Source organism: Paenibacillus nicotianae, assembly GCF_042681745.1.
Taxonomy (GTDB): domain Bacteria; phylum Bacillota; class Bacilli; order Paenibacillales; family Paenibacillaceae; genus Saccharibacillus; species Saccharibacillus nicotianae.
In genome coordinates this window covers 1,715,867-1,736,417 of the sequence record NZ_JBHUGF010000010.1, presented here as the reverse complement: position 1 = coordinate 1,736,417, position 20,551 = coordinate 1,715,867, and the positions used below count along the sequence as shown (strand labels likewise).

The 20,551-nt window shown below is 38.7% G+C and carries 14 protein-coding genes and 2 riboswitches; of the genes, 7 read left to right on the top strand and 7 right to left on the bottom strand.

Features of this window, described 5'->3' with window-relative positions; translation table 11 throughout:
- Positions 1-130: 130 nt before the first annotated feature.
- The 6 genes from ACFSGI_RS11680 (at position 131) to ACFSGI_RS11655 (ending at position 9,395) form a co-directional block, all read left to right on the top strand.
- Positions 131-1,492: a carboxypeptidase-like regulatory domain-containing protein gene (locus tag ACFSGI_RS11680; RefSeq protein WP_204824298.1), complete on the top strand. Its 1,362-nt coding sequence runs from the start codon at positions 131-133 to the stop codon at positions 1,490-1,492.
- A gap of 302 nt (positions 1,493-1,794) precedes the next feature.
- Positions 1,795-1,999: riboswitch (cyclic di-AMP (ydaO/yuaA leader) on the top strand.
- Between the two features lie 62 nt (positions 2,000-2,061).
- Positions 2,062-2,242, top strand: a riboswitch (cyclic di-AMP (ydaO/yuaA leader).
- A gap of 247 nt (positions 2,243-2,489) precedes the next feature.
- The gene (kdpF, locus tag ACFSGI_RS11675) at positions 2,490-2,570 is read left to right on the top strand and encodes a K(+)-transporting ATPase subunit F (RefSeq protein ID WP_083243537.1); all 81 of its coding nucleotides are present in this window, start codon (positions 2,490-2,492) and stop codon (positions 2,568-2,570) included.
- A 19-nt stretch (positions 2,571-2,589) separates the two neighbouring features.
- Positions 2,590-4,260: a potassium-transporting ATPase subunit KdpA gene (kdpA, locus tag ACFSGI_RS11670; protein WP_204824297.1), complete on the top strand. Its 1,671-nt coding sequence runs from the start codon at positions 2,590-2,592 to the stop codon at positions 4,258-4,260.
- A gap of 129 nt (positions 4,261-4,389) precedes the next feature.
- Positions 4,390-6,417: a potassium-transporting ATPase subunit KdpB gene (kdpB, locus tag ACFSGI_RS11665; protein WP_204824296.1), complete on the top strand. Its 2,028-nt coding sequence runs from the start codon at positions 4,390-4,392 to the stop codon at positions 6,415-6,417.
- A 63-nt stretch (positions 6,418-6,480) separates the two neighbouring features.
- Positions 6,481-7,056, top strand: coding sequence for a potassium-transporting ATPase subunit KdpC (kdpC, locus tag ACFSGI_RS11660; protein WP_204824295.1), 576 nt, complete (start codon positions 6,481-6,483; stop codon positions 7,054-7,056).
- Positions 7,053-9,395 carry a histidine kinase gene (locus ACFSGI_RS11655; RefSeq protein ID WP_204824294.1) on the top strand — a complete coding sequence of 781 codons (2,343 nt, stop codon included), beginning with the start codon at positions 7,053-7,055 and terminating at the stop codon, positions 9,393-9,395. The genes kdpC and ACFSGI_RS11655 overlap by 4 nt, the downstream gene beginning before the upstream one ends.
- Positions 9,396-9,468: 73 nt before the next feature.
- Here the strand turns inward: ACFSGI_RS11655 and ACFSGI_RS11650 are convergent, their stop codons facing one another.
- The 7 genes from ACFSGI_RS11650 to ACFSGI_RS11620 all read right to left on the bottom strand — a co-directional run bounded on the left by ACFSGI_RS11650 (position 9,469) and on the right by ACFSGI_RS11620 (position 14,857).
- The gene (locus tag ACFSGI_RS11650; RefSeq protein ID WP_204824293.1) at positions 9,469-10,383 is read right to left on the bottom strand and encodes a DUF4097 family beta strand repeat-containing protein; all 915 of its coding nucleotides are present in this window, start codon (positions 10,381-10,383) and stop codon (positions 9,469-9,471) included.
- Positions 10,384-10,637: 254 nt separating this feature from the next.
- On the bottom strand, positions 10,638-11,813 hold the full coding sequence (locus ACFSGI_RS11645; RefSeq protein WP_204824292.1) for a family 10 glycosylhydrolase: 1,176 nt from the start codon (positions 11,811-11,813) through the stop codon (positions 10,638-10,640).
- Positions 11,814-12,309: 496 nt separating this feature from the next.
- On the bottom strand, positions 12,310-12,633 hold the full coding sequence (locus ACFSGI_RS11640; RefSeq protein ID WP_204824291.1) for a DUF3219 family protein: 324 nt from the start codon (positions 12,631-12,633) through the stop codon (positions 12,310-12,312).
- A gap of 31 nt (positions 12,634-12,664) precedes the next feature.
- Entirely contained in the window at positions 12,665-13,213 is a 549-nt protein-coding gene (locus ACFSGI_RS11635) for a phage tail protein (protein WP_204824290.1), read from the bottom strand.
- 71 nt (positions 13,214-13,284) lie between these two features.
- A complete protein-coding gene (locus tag ACFSGI_RS11630; protein WP_204824289.1) occupies positions 13,285-13,803 on the bottom strand; it encodes a phage tail protein in 519 nt (172 codons plus the stop codon).
- Between the two features lie 26 nt (positions 13,804-13,829).
- Positions 13,830-14,348: a phage tail protein gene (locus ACFSGI_RS11625; RefSeq protein WP_204824288.1), complete on the bottom strand. Its 519-nt coding sequence runs from the start codon at positions 14,346-14,348 to the stop codon at positions 13,830-13,832.
- A 23-nt stretch (positions 14,349-14,371) separates the two neighbouring features.
- Positions 14,372-14,857, bottom strand: a complete 486-nt coding sequence (locus ACFSGI_RS11620; protein WP_204824287.1) for a GNAT family N-acetyltransferase — start codon at positions 14,855-14,857, stop codon at positions 14,372-14,374.
- 253 nt (positions 14,858-15,110) lie between these two features.
- On the opposite strand from ACFSGI_RS11620, the gene ACFSGI_RS11615 reads away from it, so the two are divergent.
- A complete protein-coding gene (locus tag ACFSGI_RS11615; protein ID WP_204824286.1) occupies positions 15,111-20,354 on the top strand; it encodes a cadherin-like beta sandwich domain-containing protein in 5,244 nt (1,747 codons plus the stop codon).
- Positions 20,355-20,551 lie beyond the last annotated feature (197 nt).

Below are 20,551 nucleotides of genomic sequence, written 5' to 3'. Positions count from 1 at the left end.
AAGCGACAGAGTCTTTTTTATGTTTTTTATTATTTTTTACCTAAAATCACAAAAATATAGTTGACTATCAATTTTCTTATTAGGTATAATTTACTAATAAATAACATATTTTTGAAAAAGGAGTGGTATTTTGAAAACAAAATTAGTAGGTATTACGGCGTTACTTGTGACATTAGGCATAGGTTGGGGTGGGGTACAGACGCATGCGCAAACTTTAGCAGTACATAAAGATTTGGGCAATACTACAGCTCTTGTTCAATCTGTTGCGCCAAACAAGGAGCTGACCAGCTCTAAAGATTATTTTGCTAGTAAAACGAAAGAATTGCCACAGTCTATCACTTTGCCATCTTCCACACTTAAACGCAGTACCATTGCAGAAGATACGTATGGTACCAACACCACACCAGATGAAGCTTTATTTATTCAGACAGGACAAGCGTATCAGGGTTATATCACTACAGAAGGGGAAAGTCGCTGGTTTTATACGCAAGTCACGACTCCTGCCAAATTAACTTCTTTTTTGAGTGTAGTAAATTCGGCTGCTATCGATTATGATCTTTCACTGTATTACTTAAATGAAGAGACTTCCCAGATTCAACAAGTCGCTTTTTCTACTAAAGGACCTACACAATATGAACAGCTTAGTCACATTGCCAAAGCAGGTTATTATTTTATTAGAGTTAGTTCGTATCAAGGTGCAGATACCACTAATCCATTTACCGTATTTGCAGTAACATCGGATAGTTATGATGCGAATGAGCCGGACGATAACCCGTGGCTAGCTAAAGATCGCGGAGCTGCTCCTTTTGTCAGTACACAGAATATTGATAATAGTTTTGATGAAGATTGGACAAAAGTAACTTTGACAGCTCAGTCTAAAATGAATTTACGGTTAGACAATACATCGACCTATGGAACGTATCAGTTGCAGTTATTTAATGCTAATCTTGTAAGTCAGGGTACACTGGCACAAAATACAAATGGTCAGGTTACATTACCGGCTGGAACGTATTATATTCAAGTGTTAGCTCCTTCCACATTCGATTTAACGACTCCATACAAATTATCTGTTAATTATCAGACAGCAGATGTATCAAGAGTTGTTATTAGTGATATTACAACAGATGGCGGTGTCTACGGATTTATTAACTATGGTCAAGGCAATAAATGGCGTGTGAAAAATAATATTGTAATCACAGGTCGTGCATTAGATGCAACAGGTAATCCTGTAGGGAATGCGATAGTCACAACCAATATCACTACCATTTTAAATAACAAAGTGATTTCTGGTACAGCGACTACAGATGCTACAGGTCATTTTACAATGCCGGTCTCTATCAATAATCCGGGAGTAGGACAATATACGTTCCAATCGTCCAGATACAGACATTATTATGATATTGTCAGAATTCAATTTTTCAACAATGGAAAACAACTAAATTCAGACATTAGCACGTTGTACCATTTTGCTTACGAAATTTATACAGGTTAACATAACGTAGCAAAATGATAGGATGTTGCGTAATAAATGACATAATCGTTTTCAGAATCTACTGCAAATCAATGATAAATATCATGTAACAAAAATAAAAAAGTAGATAAACGATGAAAAAGAGAGAAAATAGAAGCCTGAGATAGATAAGTTTTCAATAGTTATCTGAAAATGAAAGCTGTGATGATTCACAGCTTTTTTTGCGTTTTTTCTCAGCTTTACAGTTGACAGGTACAGGCGTATTATTCATTGCAGGCAGTTGATGAATAGGATTCAGCAACTGATATAAATGAAGTTTCCAATGTTTTTGATCGCTGAGTTTTCGGTACTAACCGAAAAACGGGGGAACCAAATTGCGACTTCACAAAACGGTGTGAGAGCCGGAATGTGAATCGTTGGGGTGAATCTGCATACTGACTTAACCATGGTACAGTCAGACAATGCAGTAGGGCGACTCTCACCGCCCGAATCCGACAGCTAACCTCGTAAGCGTGGATTAGGAGAGAAGTGTGAAGCTTGTGCCGATCTGACACAGTGTAATACGACTCTGTGTTTTTTGATATGTTAACAATGTCACGACGCTTAATTTTCATATGCATATGAAAAGCGGGGGAACCAATCGTTGATGAAAATAACTGATAGAAGAGTCAGTTACTACACAACATGGGGTGAATTCCGGTATCTACCGGAACGGGCAATCTTCCAGCCCGAATCCGACAGCTAACTCCGTAAGCGTATAGGGGAGAACTCCTAACCAGCAACTTGGCAGGTACACGATAAGTGTGCGTGTTTGTAGAGGGCTGGGGAAAAGTTCTGCTTTTCTCCAGGCTTCTTTTTTTATGCCTTTTTTAGCAAATATTACTTACAAAACGAATGCAGGGAGTCTTATACCTATGATGGATATACTGATGATTGGATTATTATTGATAATGACTTTGGGATTGAGCGGGTTGCTGCAATGGGCATCTGTAGCTATCGGAGAAAGAAGGAATGAGCGATGACTTGGCTGCTGTGGATTATTATTGGTGGGTTAACCATCTATCTATGTTACGCATTGATTTATCCAGAAAAATTCTAAAGGGTCAGGGGAGAACATCGTGAGTATCTTTTCATATATCGGAATTGCAGTCACTTTTATTATCGCTTTAATTATCGCTCGTCCAACCGGACATTATATTGCATATGCTTTTGAAAATAAACCGAATCGCTTAGATCGTTGGTTTTATCCAATTGAGAAATGGATATACAGGTTCGGCGGTATCAAAAATGAAAATCAAACCTGGAAGCAGTATGCAGGCGCTGTTCTTATCAGTAATGCAGTGATCTTGCTGATAGCATATCTGATCTTTCGTTTCCAACACATTTTACCAATGAATCCAGCAGGGATTACCAGTATGAGCCCTGATCTAGCATTCAATACAGCGATCAGCTTTATTACAAATACGAATTTACAGCATTACAGCGGTGAAAGTGGTTTATCTTTATTCTCACAAATGACAGCAATTATCTTTATGATGTTTGTCTCACCGGCAACAGGGATTGCAGTCGCAATTGCATTTATTAGAGGATTGACCGGTAAGCCGCTGGGTAATTTCTTTACGGACTTGGTACGGGCAATCACACGAATTTTGTTACCTCTTACTTTTATTATGGCGCTTGTGTTTGTTGGATTAGGTATGCCGCAGACCTTGCATACAGTCATAACAGCTCAGACTTTACAAGGAACAGAGCAACAGATTGGTACCGGTCCAATAGGATCATTTCTAGCAATCAAAGAATTAGGGAATAACGGTGGTGGATATTTCGGAGCCAACTCTGCACACCCTTTTGAAAATCCAGGCGGATTCAGTAATATGTTGCAAATGTTGATGATGTTATTGGTTCCAATGTCACTGCCATTTACGTACGGCAAAATGGTCGGCAACTCCAAACAAGGTAGAGTATTATTTGTTTCGATGGTCATGATGTTTGTCGTGATGCTTAGTGTATCACTTGTCAGTGAATTTCAAGGAAATCCGTTGATTAACCAATTAGGTATTCAACATCAGTCGGGATCAATGGAAGGGAAAGAAGTACGATTAGGCGAAGCGCAATCTTCATTCTACTCTGTGGTAACAACAGCTTCAGAGACAGGTGCTGTTAATACGATGCATGATACGTTAACACCTATTGGCGGATTGATTTCACTTGGAAATATGATGCTGAATACGGTATTTGGCGGTTCAGGAGTAGGATTGTTAAACATTTTAATGTATGCGATTATTGCTGTGTTCTTATCGGGTCTGATGGTTGGACGTACACCAGAATTTCTCGGTCGCAAAATTGAAGGCAAAGAAATGAAGTTGATTGCAGTAACATTACTTATTCAACCATTATTGGTATTAGCACCTACAGCTATTGCTCTTATGACCCAAGCCGATACGATTTCTAATCCAGGTTATCATGGATTAACACAAGCGCTGTATGAATTTACCTCATCAGCTGCAAATAACGGATCAGGATTTGAAGGGCTAGGCGATAATACGCCGTTTTGGAATATTATGACCGGTGTAGTGATGTTTATCAGTCGTTATTTCTCAATGGTAACGTTGTTAGCTGTGGCAGGGTCATTAATGGCGAAAAAACCTGTTCCAGAAACAAGCGGAACATTACGCACAGATCAAGCATTGTTCGGTGGTATGTTTATTATTTCTGTTATTTTAGTCGGTGCACTTACCTTTTTCCCGGTGGTTGTACTTGGGCCGATTGCAGAGATGCTAACATTGTAAAAAGAAACAGCTACACGTATCTACTATTATAAAATGTGAAAACATAGATAATGGCTACAAAACGAAATATGGATAGAAATAGAATATATAGCATTTATACTGATAAATGCTAAGTGGAGGAACAATGTAATGAAAAGTAAATCATCAATGATGAGCCGGGACTTGATCTCCAAAGCGTTACAGCAGTCTGTGATCAAATTAAATCCTAAACAGATGGCACGTAATCCAGTAATGTTTGTAGTTGAGGTTGGTTTAATTATCAGTTTGTTGTTAATTTTTGTACCTAATGCTTTTGGCGAATCGGTTTCAACAGGTTTTAATATCGCTGTAGCTATTATTCTGTTATTCACTATCCTTTTTGCCAACTTTGCTGAAGCATTAGCAGAAGGTCGAGGCAAAGCACAAGCTGACTCGATGAAAAATACACAAAAAGAAATTATTGCCAATCGAATCGAAGGCGAGCAAATAGTAGCTGTATCGTCTACACAACTTCGTAAAGGGGATACTGTTAAAGTCGTACAAGGCGAAATGATCCCTGGTGATGGTGAAGTGATCAAAGGTTTGGCATCTGTTGATGAATCTGCGATCACAGGGGAATCTGCTCCAGTAATCAAAGAAGCCGGTGGAGACTTCAGTTCGGTAACCGGTGGAACAATGGTTATTAGTGATGAGATTATTGTTCGCATCACAAGCGATCCTGGTGAATCATTTATGGATCGGATGATTAGTCTGGTCGAAGGAGCAGAACGCCAGAAGACACCTAATGAAATTGCGTTAAACACAGTATTGATAAGCTTAACTATTATCTTTTTAATGGTTGTTGTGACATTGCCTTTTATGGCAAATTACTTAAATATTGTTCTTTCGGTTCCTGTATTGATTGCTTTGCTCGTCTGCTTGATTCCAACTACTATTGGTGGATTGTTATCTGCGATTGGGATTGCAGGGATGGATCGGGTAACACGTTTTAATGTATTGGCGATGTCCGGTAAAGCGGTCGAAGCTTCCGGTGATATCAATACGATTATTTTAGATAAAACAGGTACGATCACGTACGGTAATCGGATGGCAAGTGAATTTGTACCGACAGAAGGGCACTCACCACAAGAAGTAGGGGAATGGGCAGCGATTAGTTCTGCTTTTGATGAGACACCTGAAGGACGTTCTGTTCTAGAATTGATGAAAAAGCAAAATTGGGAATACTCGCAATCATTAAGTGAAGGTGCAGAAATCATAGAGTTTCGCGCTGAGACACGTATGAGTGGATTGGATCTGGCAGATGGACGCAAAGTTCGTAAAGGTGCTGTCGATGCAATAAAAAAATGGGTTAGTTCTCAAGGTGGAAATATTCCTAGTAATCTACAAGCGAATAATGATGCTATTGCTTCTGCCGGGGGAACACCGCTTGCTGTAGCTGTAGATCAAGAAATCTATGGATTGATCTATCTCAAAGATACCGTCAAAGCCGGAATGAAAGAGCGTTTTGAACAAATGCGTAGTATGGGGATCAAAACGATTATGTGTACAGGTGATAATCCATTAACAGCAGCAACGATAGCCAAAGAAGCTGGAGTAGATGATTATATCGCTGAAAGTACACCAGAAGATAAAATAGCTGTTATTCGCCGTGAACAAGCAGAAGGTAAATTAGTTGCGATGACAGGAGATGGTACCAATGATGCTCCTGCACTTGCACAAGCAGATGTAGGGATTGCGATGAATAGTGGTACTGTTGCTGCCAAAGAAGCAGCTAACATGATCGATCTAGATTCCGATCCATCCAAAATTATCGAAGTAGTATCGATTGGTAAGCAGTTATTAATGACTCGCGGTAGCTTAACGACATTCAGTATTGCTAACGATATTGCCAAATATTTTGCTATTATTCCAGCGATGTTTATGGTAGCTATTCCGCAGATGCAAGTGCTAAATATTATGAATCTACATTCACCTATGTCTGCTATTTTATCGGCACTAATCTTTAATGCGATTATTATTCCAATTCTGATTCCTCTGGCGATGAAAGGTGTTGCTTATAAACCAATGAGCTCTACCAAATTGTTACGTCGCAATTTGTTTATCTATGGATTCGGTGGCGTCGTTGTTCCATTTGTCGGTATTAAATGTATTGACTTGATTATGCAGACTTTTTTATAAGAGCGAAATGATGTCTATAAATGCGAATACGTTACTACTCAGAACCGAAGGGAAAGAACAGGTATGAAAATGGTATGGATCACTTTGCGAACAAGCGCGATATTATTTCTGCTCTGCTGTGTTATCTATCAACTAGCAGTCACAGGAATTGCACAAGCTTTTATGTCCAAGCAAGCAGATGGAAGTCTTATTTATAATAGTAATCATCAGGTTGTGGGTTCAGAGTTAGTAGGACAAGCATTTACTGAACCTCAATATTTTCAAGGACGGATATCGAGTATAGATTACAACGCAAATGGATCAGGATCGCCGAACTTTGCTCCATCCAATCCAGAATTGTTGAAACGTCTACAAGAATCTGTCAGCACATGGCAAAAGCAAAATCCAGACGTTCCTGTATCATCGTTACCTGTTGATCTTATTACCAATTCAGGCTCAGGACTTGATCCTGATATCAGCCCTGAAGCAGCAACTGCCCAAATACCAAGAATCAGTAATCTGACCGGGGTATCCGCAGAGCAGCTTCAAACATTGGTGCAACAAAATACAATATCCAGACAATTAGGAATATTCGGTGAACCGGCTGTTAATGTACTAAAATTGAATATGGCTCTTCAAAAAGAGTTGTCTCAATCATGAGTACGTTTCGTCGTAAAACGCCTGAAGAATTGTTACAAATGATCACCAAATTAAAGCAAGGACGTTTGAAGGTATATATCGGAGCCGTAAGTGGCTCCGGTAAAACGTACCATATGCTTCGTGATGGTCAGATGCTCCGTCAAGAAGGGATTGATGTGGTGATATGTGCAGTATCTACATTACAACGCCCGGAAACGATGCAACAATTAGGCGATCTAGAACGCATCCCGAGTATTCATTGGCTTAAAGAAGATAAGCAAGGACAGACATGGGAACAAAAAGACCTGAATCTGGAAAAAATTATTGAGCGCAATCCAGAAGTGGTATTAGTCGATCATCTTGCTCATATCAATCGACCTGAAGCACAGCACCGGACACGCTGGGAAGATATTCGTTATTTATTGGAACATGGAATCAGTGTAATGGTTACTGTCAATGTCTATGAGCTAGAAGGTTCTGCTCAATTGGCGCAACAATATATCGGTCGTGAAGTTGAATGTACTGTACCTTCGGATACGCTACATCAAGCAGATGAAGTTCGATTAATTGATGTTACACCAGAAGTGATTTTGCAACGTTATTCTGCGGGTCTTTTGGATAATAGCAGTGATCGTGCTTTTTTTGAACGTGGAAATCTAGCGGTATTGCGTGAGTTGGCATTACGTACAGTCGCTGAAGGGGTTGGCGGAACACTCGAAAAGCATCGTGCAGAACAAGGGCTTACCGGACCGACAGGAACAGCAGAGCGAATTATGGTGTCTGTACAGTATCACTGGAATGGATCCATTTATATTCGGCGCGGACAACAGATTGCCCGGCGATTAAGTGGAGACTTGTTAGTCGTTTCTTTTCAAAATAAAGCACGCAAACTCAATCGAGAAGAAGAAACATTCAAACGTTCTATTCGCGAGTTATCTACACAAGTAGGAGGAGTATTTGAAGAAGTTGCGATGATCTCCAAGCGTAGATTACCAAGACAGGTTGTTCGTTATGCGAAAGAACATCAGGTTACACGAATTGTGTTAGGACATTCACGTCAAAATCGCTGGCAAGAATGGATCAATCGCTCTGTGATTAATGGAGTATTGTTAATGACACGCGATATTGATATTTTTTTGATGGCAGATCGTGCCGAGCAAGAAGGCGAACGTATTTTACCTGCCAAAACAACCAAAGTACCTCCTATCAAAAAAGAAGACTCCTATCGCCGTTTACCTTCAGAAGAAATTGCTCGTCAAATCGATCATATTCGGCAGGGAACATTCAAAGTCTATGTAGGAGCTGCGCCAGGAGTAGGCAAAACGTACACTATGTTACGGGAAGGTAATGAACTACGCCGTCAAGGGATCGATGTAGTGATTGGATTACTTGAAACGCATGGACGGCAAGAAACCGCAGATCAAGCAGCATCTTTGCCTTTACTTTCCAGACAAATCATCAAATACGGTGATCATCATTTAGAAGAATTGGATGTAGAGCAAATCATCAAACGTAATCCAGAAGTGGTGTTAGTAGACGAACTGGCTCATACCAATGTACCGGGGAGTCGTAATAGCAAACGATATGAAGATATTACAGAGTTACTAGCAGCAGGGATATCTGTAATTTCTACTGTAAATATTCAGCATCTAGAAAGTCTGAACGATGCAGTTGAACAAATCACAGGGATTCGTGTAAGGGAGACGGTACCGGATTCAATTTTGCATTTGGCTGATGAAGTGGAGTTGATTGATGTGACACCACAGACGTTACGCCAGCGACTGCAAGAAGGCAAGATTTACGCCGCATCCAAAGTTGAACAAGCACTAAGTAACTTTTTTAAAATGGGAAATCTAATCGCATTGCGTGAATTGGCTCTGCGAGAAGTAGCAGATGATGTAGATGAACGATTAGAATCGTGGGAACGCAAAGATTCATTACGTGGACCCTGGCAAAGAGAAGAAATTATTTTTGTAGGTGTCAAATTAGATCATGAAGCAGAGCGTCTAATTCGGCGAGGGTTCCGTATTGCTTATCGGCTCAAAGCTAAATTAATTGTTTCCTATATTCATCTGGGTAGCGAGTTCTCACTGGCAGGTGCAATAGCAGACAAAGCAGATAAATTGCATCATTTAACAGTACGTCTAGGCGGGGAATTTGAGATTCGATATCAACCGCTACGTCAACGTCTAGCCCAGTCTATTGTAGAAGAAGCTCAATCGTATCATGCCACACAAATGATTCTTGGACAGACAAGTACCCCACCTTGGAAAAGATGGGGCAGAGATTCGTTATTAAAAAAAGTATTACGACATGCACGCAATATGGATATTCTGGTGGTCGCAGATCGAGAAACTTAACAGCAGAGATAAATACAGATAAATACGTATATAACTAATTTTCCAATCATTTATCTATTATAATAATTGCTACTTACTGAATCTCAATATCACCAGAAGAAGTATTTGCTTTGATGATATACGAACTGTTTGTACGATTTGGTGGAACTTCAACATCGCCCGAGTTGGTATGTGCTTCATAAGAACCTTCAAATTGATTATTGGTATGAATCTCAATATCACCTGATTGAGCAGAAGCTTCTATATTACGTGCTCCTTTTTGAAGAGTGATTAATATATCACCTGATTGCGAATCAATATGACCTTCGCCACCTAATTGCTGAATTTCAATATCGCCTGAACTGGCTGTCGTATTGACATCTCCATCCAAGCGCTGAGCGTAAATTTCGCCAGAGCCTGATGATAAATCTAAAGTAGAACCCTTCCAGTGCTCTAAGCGAATATCGCCTGAAGACGTACTTAATTGTGTTTTTCCTTTTAAATCATAAGCTTTGACATCGCCTGAACTGGTCTGAAGTTGTATGTTAGTAGCTTCTACATTTTTGAGTGTCGTATGAGCAGAAGAGACTTCCATATTGAATTGTTGTAATTGAGCAGGATCGGTTAAAGCAACTGTGATATGTTGAATAGCAGGAGTGATATCCCACTGAAAGAAGTGAAATCCAGAAGTAGCTTCTTCTAAAGAAAGATTGAGCGAGTTGTTCTGAATGGTAGTTTGTTGCAGTTGCTTCAAGATCGGTCGATCTAGCTTACCTTCAAATTGAACAGTATCCTTACCATTTGTACTTGCTACAAAATCCACCTGAACATCATAAGCCGAGTTAATATGTAATGTTTTCAATTGACCTACAGGTAATTCCCACATCTGTTTATGTACGATTGAATCTGGCTTGCCGCCTAATCCTAGATGATTAGCGTTTAAGCCAATAATACCAGCAATAATACAAATCAGACCAATAACGACACGTTTTTTGGTTCTTGTTTTCATATTCTTTTCCTCCATATTCTTCGTTTTGATCCTTTTGCGTATATTCATTGTTGTGTACATGAATAATAATTATGTATAGTTAAATAACTATTTTCCATATATTTACTCGTCCATACAAATAGTACAGTACTTTTTATCAAACAGTCAAAAATTATACATGTAAAAAGTAAATAACACCAAAAGAGCAGAAAAAAACTCCCTATCCGTAGAAGGGAGTTCATTTATTTGTATAAGATTGTATTTAGAAGTATAACTTAGTACGTATTACGAACACCAACATTACTGAACATAGCGTCAGTCCATTGACCTTTTACTGCGTAGTTGATAGAAGTAACGTTTGGAGTGCTTGTACGAATACCACTATAAATATTTTGTACATTAGCTGTATTCAATTCAACATTGAACGAAGGAATAAGAGCTGGTGTCACTTTTTCTTCAGTAGTTGTTTTTGTAGTTGCAGATGTTGTAGCTAATTTAGCTTCTGTAGCTTTCAAAATACCATTATCGCTATATACCCAATCAGCAGAGTAACCTAATGTTTGGAAATCAGCGATAGGAAGAATAAAGTCTACACTATCTTTAAATAATGAAATATCTTGGCTTGTACCTGTTAATGTAGGAGATACAGTGAATACACCAAGTGCTAGATCAGGTTTGATCGTTGCGATATCTTCGTTAACATTTTTTACATAAGTCGCTAGTTGTTCTGCTTTCCAAGTGTTCCAAGTGTTTAATTTGTTACTGTTATTTTTCGTAAAATCAATCGTGTCTGGATCGAATCCATTCGCAGATTGGAATGCGTTACGAGTAGAAGTATTCATATCTACACGATCTGTATCAAAATCAAGACCGCTTAATACAACGCCATCTACATTATAGTTGGTTACCACTTCTTTGATAATAGAACGTTCATACGTTTGTACATCAGGTTCAAAAGGATTTACATAGTACGTACTTCCGTTCATACCTGTGTAAGCGGAAACTCTTCCTTTATCATTGATCGTACGCATTTGCCAAGATGAGTTTTTGTCTATAGCAGCTTTATCTTGGAATTGTGGAACAACCGCATTGACTTTGATGCCGTATTGGTGAGCTTCGTCAATCACATCAGCTAGCGCATTAAATTCTGTAAATCCAGTAGCTTCTTTAACCAATTCACTATTATAGAAAGCATAACCAGATGATCCATTCACATCGCTATCTTGTTTAACTGTCATGTTGATCACAGATACATGATTACGAACCGCTTGTTTGATAAAACTATCCACTGTTGCTGCATTCGTGAAGTTAGCTTCAGTTTGTACAGTAATTTCAGTTGTAAAAGGAGTCACAGGAGCGACAGCTTCTTCAGCACTAGCTGTAGATGCTTGCCAAGGAATAATTGTAAGAGCTAATAAAGCAGCAGATAAAGAATAAGTAATTTTTTTCATAATAATTTAGATCCTCTCTGAAATACATGTGTATTTTTGCTGAAAGTAAGTTATTGTCAGTTATAAATAATGAACAGCTTCTCAATTCAATTATTTTCCTACACGCTCTTATCTTTCGTAACTATACCATTATAATATGAATAACCGATGAACAACACCATGAGAAGTCTATGTCAATTGTCGCAATTAGACGAAAAACAGACATAAAGGTGAAAAACATTCTCTGTTTTCCATGAGAATAATGAATTTTAGCCAAAATTGAAACAATTTGATTAGGTATACTATATAATACGTAACCTACACGTAAAAAGTTTCACATTTTAATGATATTTTTCAAAATAATTTTAGAAATCTTAATTATAGATCCAAATAAGATAGTTTCTACATATAGAAAAGATCATAAATTCAACGCAAAAAAACCTTTATAAGTTCACCGAAGTCTGCAAGCACTTCAATTCTTATAAAGGCTTTTGATAGAAAGACTATAGCGTGGAGATTATTCTTGAATCTCAATAAGCTCCAAATGAACATTAACGGTATCTTCTTCTGTAGTCAGCTTTGGTACAGAAGTGGAATAGTTATGAATACTTCCTTTGAAATGAAGATCGTGAGAAGGCACTTTAACATCAAACGTCTGCCCGTATAAATGGGAAGTGACATCATGATACTCTTGATTGCCAGTAATCACAAAGTCCAACGTAATCAGGTGACGACTCTTTTCTTGAAGAGAGTGACTGACTTGTTCATGCTGGAACTGTAAAGCGTTCAATTGCAATGTGTCTAAATAGACAGGAATCGTTTCTGTAGAACGAATAGTCATAGTGTGCCAATTCCTTTCTAGTAGTTAAGTCTTAAGGTTTAAGAGGATACTCTCCAATACAACAGATAATAAAGTTGAGTGCTAAAAAAGGTTGCATATTATTGTGAGGTTGACCGCCACCTGCATATTGTACCATAAGTGGATCCATAGGAACTGTAGAATTAGGTACACCGTATAGATTAATTTGTGATTGAGAAGGGCCTACTTTTGGAGATTGCGACCAAAGAGCATTACTTGGAGAAGTAGTATTGCCTGGAATAGCTTTTGCTTGTGGAATATGATTATGAATAGGCATTTGTAGAGTTGATAATGTTACTGTTTCAGTACCTACTGTGCTACCAATAGCACGAGGAGTCAGTGTTGGATTAGCACCTGTACCTTGATGCATAGGAACATTGCCTTGCAAATTTGGTAATTTAAAAGTATTTTGGCTACTGCTTACACCATAATTATTGCCTATAATACTATATAGTGCTTGATAAGCCAGTATACTAACTTCTTGTCCCTGACAAAAAAGCCAGTCTTGTGGTGCGAAATTTCCAGCAAACATTCGAATTTCTCCTGTAAATGGATCAGCCATAGTAAATACCTCCATTAATAATATAATGATTGCTTTTGCTAAACGTATACATATTAAACGTTATATCGATGTTAAGGACGAGGAGGATAAAGTCCGGTAGTGGCAATACAGATGGTCAATGCCAAAAAAGGTTGCATATTGTTATGACCTGTTCCTGTTCCTGCGTCACTAAGAGCATTAGGTGGTAGTGTTACGGGTGTTGCACCTGCAGAAGGTTTGTAAGTATTTGGTGCTGGTGCTGACCAAGCATTATTTGTTGGTGTTTTGGAAGAGGCTGTCGCAGAAGATGCATTTACATTATGATTATGTTGAGGCATTTCATTAATAGTGAGTGAATGATTGGCTTCGCCAGCTTTTTGTCCTAATGTATATGTTTTTGTAGATGCTGCCATGCCTGTGCCGAGTGGAACTTGTCCTTGTAAATTAGGTAGACCGAATGTTGTTTTTCCATCTCCGCCATATGTTTGTCCCAATAATGAAGCTAGAGCAGCATTCTGATTGATAGATAATATTTGTCCATTACAAGCTAGCCATCCTTTAGGAATAAAACCATAAGGAAATATTCGAAGTTCACCTAAAAATGGTTCCATAGCATAATCCTCCTCAAAATAGTGAATTAGGGTCTTGGTGGATAAGTTCCGAATAAACTGATAATGAATGAAATAGTGAGAGACGGCATCATATTATTATGTGGTTGACTACCGCCGCTATTAGAGACTACTGTTGAATCCATAGGGGTTAAATCAGTTGTCGTGACATTAGAGTAGAGATTGGTTGCTGTTGAAGCCCATGTATTATTTGCAGGCGTATTGACAGTAGCCGTATCTGATGTAGCTTTGACGGAGTGAGTATGTGCGGGTAATTCACTCGTTTGTAGAGTATTTGTTTCTGAGCCTAATTTTTGTCCTAAAGTGTAGGTAGTACCAGCATTTGTTCCAATATGAATAGGGACACGACCACGTAAATCAGGCACAGCAAAATTAGTCTGTCCATTTCCACCATAAGTTGTTCCTAATAATGTAAATAAAGCTTGATAGTCATTGATACTAAGTAATTGTCCATCGCAAAAAGCCCAATTTTCAGGTGCATAATTGCCAGAAAACATTCGAATTTCACCTACGAAAGCTTCACTCATCGTATTCACTCCTAGCATTTAGATTAGCAAGATATAGTTGATTGAGAAGAAGACGGTATCCATTCCATAGATAGATAAACTTGATCAGATTGATAAATGTTAAATCCTAACCGTTCGTATAAACGTTGTGCTGGATTACCAATAGCTACTTGTAAACGAAGAGGAATCTTTTGTTGTTGTGCTTCTAGTTGTAATTGTTTGAAAAGGAGTGTACCAATACTAAGATTACGGAAAGATGAGGAGATAAGAATATCAATCATGTGTATTTCTTGAGGTGTGTAATGGATCATGCAAGAACCTACAGCTTGTTCTTCATATAAAATAACAAATGTTTGAAGATCAGGAAAGCGATGAAGATAACTTTGATTTTTAGAATTCCATTGCATAGAGATAATACTGTTTTTAAAGTGAATATCTACATTATCTAAGCCTAATTCTGCTGTTTTCTGTGCTTCAAATAATGTAAACAAAAAGCTCGCATCCTGCTCTGTTGCGGCTTTTAAATTCATGTTTTATTCTCTCCTTTCTTCAAGTTATCCTCATTCTAATCAAAAGTTCAAAAATATTCCACTAATCACAGAATATATTTTATTTTTCCACAAAAACCCTATTCTTTTTTTGTTAAAAATAAACTATGTTATATATAAGATTATTTGTGCTTCTGCTATTTAAAATATAGGCACTCATGATTCACACATAGAAGGGGGTAAGACATTGATAAAATCTATTTATTTTAACAGGTATAAAAGATTTTTCTGTACGATGTTATCCTTGATTTTAGTACTGACTTCTATAGGGTTGTCAGGTAACAACGTAGCATCTGCTGCTACGACATGGACTACTGTCACATCTAATACAACTCAACCGATTTATAAAGTCGCCTATGGAAATGGAATGTGGGTAGGTGTAGGATTAGATGGATCAGATACTAACAATATAAAAGGGTTAGTTCTGACTTCTACTGATGGAGCTACATGGACTAAAAGTAATCTTGGAACTCAGTCTCTCAACAATGTTATTTATGCAGGAGGTAAATGGGTAATTATTGGTGATAACCGCAGCACTTTTACATCTAACGATGGTAGTACATGGACAGCACAAACCCTTCCAAGTGATCCAAATAATAATGTTGTTAATTTAAGTGGTATCAGCTATGGAAATTCAAAACATGTAATTGCAGGTAATTTTGGTAATATTTATTATTCTTCAGATGCTATCACATGGACGAATACAAAACCTGCTTCAGATGATTTTTTAGGAGTTGCTTATGGTAATAGCATTTTTGTAGCAGTAGGTGCTAATGGAATAGCCTATAGTTCGCCAGATGGTGCGACTTGGACAAACAGAGGACCTATTGCAGGAAGTAGCTCTGTATATTCGGTCAGATTTTTAAATGGTTCTTTTTATGCAACATCAGATGGGAAAATAGTAACATCTACGAACGGTACAAGTTGGAATACTGCTCAGACGATTTCTGGAGCATCTGGAGCTGTCTTTTATGATATTACTTATAGTGCCGGTAAATATGTAATTGTTGGAGACTTGAATGGTAATTTTACCAACGGAGTTATTTTGGCTTCAACTGATGGTACATCATGGACTACAGAAACACCGAATTCAACGCCAGTTTTGTATGGAATCGCAGCAAATAGCAATCAATTTACAGCTGTAGGTGATTCAGGAGCTATTAGAACGCAAGCTATTGCAGCAGCAAGTACAGATGCAACGCTTAGTGCTCTAACTATCGATCAAGGAACACTATACCCAACCTTTGCTTCAGGCACTACCAGTTATAGCGCAAGTGTTGCTTATACAGTAACAAGCGTTAACATCACTCCAACCGTCAATCAAGCGAACGCTACTGTCAAAGTAAACGGAACGACAACCACAAGCGGAAGTGCTCAAGCAGTATCGCTAAGTGTAGGGAGTAACTCGATTCCAGTGGTCGTTACCGCACAGGATGCTAGTACAACCAAAACATATACTATTAATGTGACACGAGCAGCTGCAAGCACCGATGCCAATTTAAGTAATTTTACAATAAGTGCAGGAACATTATCTCCAACATTTGCCTCGGGAACAACCAGCTATACCGCAAGTGTACCCAATAATGTAACTAGTCTTACCGTTACACCAACGACTTCAAGTACTAATTCTACGGTAACCATAAATGGCACAACAGTTACCAGTGGAAGTGCATCAGGTAGCATTTCATTAGCTGTAGGAAACAATACGATAAGTACAGTCGTCACTGCACAAGATGGATCGACAACCAAGACGTATACACTAACGGTTACTCGTGCAACAGCTTTGAGTACCGATGCTACGCTTAGTAATCTTGCTATCAATCAGGGAACATTAAATCCAACATTTGCTTCAGGAACCACAAGTTACTCTGCAAGTGTAGCGTATACAGTAACTAGCATTAATGTAACGCCAACTGTGAATCAAGCGAATGCTACAGTAACAGTTAATGGAACAACCACCACAAGTGGAAATGCGCAATCTGTGTCTCTGAGCGTAGGAAGTAACTCAATTCCAGTCGTAGTCACTGCGCAAGATGGATCAACGACCAAGACGTATACCCTCGTAGTTACACGTGCAGCAGCAAGTACCGATGCGAATCTAAGTGGACTTGCCATTAGTCAAGGAACGCTTACGCCAACATTTGCTTCAGGAACTACAAGTTATACAGCTAGTGTATCTAATAGTGTAACTAGCCTTACCGTTACACCTACAACTTCAAATAGCAACGCTACAGTTACCGTAAATGGTACAACCGTTACAAGTGGGAGTGCATCAGGTAGTATTGCTCTAGCTGTAGGTGATAATACCATTACAACAAGAGTCACTGCGCAAGATGGATCAACGACTAAAGATTATACAATTACGGTGACTCGTGCTGCCGCAGCAAGTACGAATGCCAATCTAAGCAACTTATCATTAAGTGCAGGGACGTTAGCGCCAACCTTTGCATCAGGAACCACGAGTTATAGCGCTAATGTTTCTAACGCAACCACAAGTATCACCCTAACTCCAACTGTAGCAGATAGCACAGCAACAGTGACTGTGAACGGTATTGCAGTTACAAGCGGGAATGCGTCAGGCAGTATTGCATTGGCAGTAGGAAGTAACACCATTAATACTACAGTGACAGCACAAGATGGTACAACAACTAAAAGTTATGTGGTTACAGTCAATAGAGAAGCTAGTTCTAATGCGAATTTAAGCGACTTGATTATCAGTCAAGGAAAATTAAGTCCAGCATTTGATGCTACAGTAACTTCTTATAATGCATCTGTTGATTATTCAGTAGGCAGCATTGATATTACATCAACAGTTGAAGATTCTAATTCCATATTGACTGTAAACGGTAACGCAGTAACAAGTGGGAATGCGTTCACAGTAGCTTTAAATACAGGAAATAATACGGTCACTATTCAAGTCACTGCTCAAAATGGTTCAACCAAAACGTATACTATTAATATTACCCGTTTACAAAATCCAAACTTGAGTAATTTAACAATAAGTGCAGGCACATTAACACCAGTATTTGATACGAATCAAACACAATATAACGCAACAGTAGATTATTCTTCATCGACTATTCAAGTGACTCCAACTGCAATTGGAACCCCACAAGGAATCACAGTTGCAGGTACAAATGCAACCAATGGAAGTGCGACAACTGTTCCATTATCTGTAGGGAGTAATACGATTCTTATCGTTACAACAATGACAGATGGAGCGACTCAGACGTATAGCATCAAAGTTACTCGTAACGATATTAGTGATCAGGATGCTGTTACTGCAGCGTATGATGCTTTAGTTATTGGTTATGCTACAGGAGATAACAATAATTCTGTTACCCAAAATCTAACTTTACCGCTGACAGGAACGAATGGAACGATAGTGAATTGGGCGACCAGTAATTCAAGTGTTATTCAAAATAATGGGGTAGTTACGCGTCCATCTTATCCTAATCCTGATGTGACCGTCACTCTCAATGCATTAATTCAAAAAAATGCAGCTTTATCGATTAAAACCTTTACCGTAGTGGTCAAATCGCTTCCAATTACAGATGAACAAGCGGTAGCGCAAGATATTGAAGCTTTGCAAATTCAGTATGCAAATGGAGATAGTGCCAATTCAGTCACTCAAAATGTAGGGCTTGCTCAAGCAGGAAGCAACAATACGGTGATTACATGGGAATCAAGCAATCCACAACGAGTGAGTTCAGCAGGTACAGTGACACGTAGCACATATAGTGAAGGCGATCAGGCCGTTCGCTTAACTGCTCAAGTCCAACGTGGAAGTGTTATAAATACCAAAACATTTGATCTGATTATCAAAGCCAAATCAGCTTCAAGTGGAAGTAATCTCAAAGGATTAACTGTCAATGGACTTATATTGAGTCCAGCATTTAATCCAGAAATTAATAATTATAATCTGAGTGTAAGTAATTCCACGAATACCGTTACAGTGACAGCATCGGTATATGATCCAGAGGCAACCATAACTGTGAATGGTAAGCCACTCGCAGATGCGGGTACTTCTGATCCAATCGCATTATCTGTAGGTAATAATGTAGTGACTATTATTGTGACTGCGCAAAATGGAACGACACAAGCTTACACTATCACCATTAAACGTGATAAAAAATCAGATTCAGATTCAGGTAGCGGATCAGGAAATTCTGGTGATGGTACAACCCCGGGTACTACACCTGAAACAACAGAACCTACTACACCTAACACACCTACTACAAGTGGTTTTGAAATTATCGTCAATGGACGACAAGTCGAACAAATTGCTACAGGGGTTCTTAATCAACAAAATGGTCAATCTGTATTCACAGCTACTGTAGATACAGACAAACTGGGTAATCTGTTAGCAAATGAAGGAAATGCACCGCAAGTGATTATTCCTGTAAGAGCAAGTGCAGACAAAGTAAATACAGTGCTCACAGGAGAAGCTGTACAAATCCTGGCAGGTGCACAAGCCACTTTACGGATTGAGACGGTTCTAGGTAATTACACCTTACCTTCTACTCAATTACGTATTCAACAATTAGCAGGAGAGTTAGGCAATGATGCGAATTCAGCTCAGTTGCAAGTGAATATAACGATTAACCGTAGTACAAATGATGTCACAACAGCATTTAGCAATCGCGCTAGTCGTGATGGATTTGCAGTAGCGATGGCTCCAGTAGATTTTAATATTACAGCTTCTTACAATAATCAGACTTCAGCCGTAAATGAATTTACCACTTATGTCAAACGCGAACTACCAATTCCAGCAAATTATGATCCAAATCGGATCACGACAGCAGTTGTTGTGGACGCTCAAGGAAATATACATCATGTACCGACAGCGGTCGCTTTGCAAGGAAATACGTATTATGCAGTGGTGAACAGTTTAACTAATAGTGATTATGGTCTGATCTGGAATCCAAAAGAATTCCCGGATGTAGCTAATCATTGGTCAAAATCAGCTGTCAACGATATGGCTTCCCGTCTCGTTGTTAATGGAGTGGACGCTACTCATTTCAATCCAAATAATAACGTGACAAGAGCAGAATTTGCAGCGATTCTTGTACGTGCTCTCGGTCTATCCGATACAGGTACATCTTCCAAATTCTCTGATGTATCCGCATCTGATTGGTATATGGGAGCGGTAACTGTAGCGAATGAATACAATTTGATTGATGGATATGAAAATGGTACATTCCGTCCTAATCAGACGATTTCTCGTCAAGAAGCATTTGTGATCCTGAATCGTGCGATAGCAATCGTCAAATTGCAACAAGCGACAGGTAGTATGACACTAAGCAGTTATTCTGATCAAAGTAAAGTGGCTACTTGGGCGCAGACAGCAACACAAGCGGTATTGTCATCCGGCGTTGTTCAGGGCAATGGCAAACTGCTACATCCAACAGGTCAAATGAGTAGAGCAGAGACAGCTACAGTGATGCAACGCCTGCTGAAATTAGCTAAATTGATCTAAGATATTCAGACGATCAATCTGTGCAACGTAATATATGTACAAAAAAGAATCCTTTAGGCAATACGCTAAAGGATTCTTTTTCTTTTCCAGATAGATGGATAGACCAGATAGATGGATAGATAAGAAGAGTAGAAAAAAGTTTCAAAAGGAGATTTTTGTTCATTTTGAACAATAGCAATAGATTTGGAATTAGTATC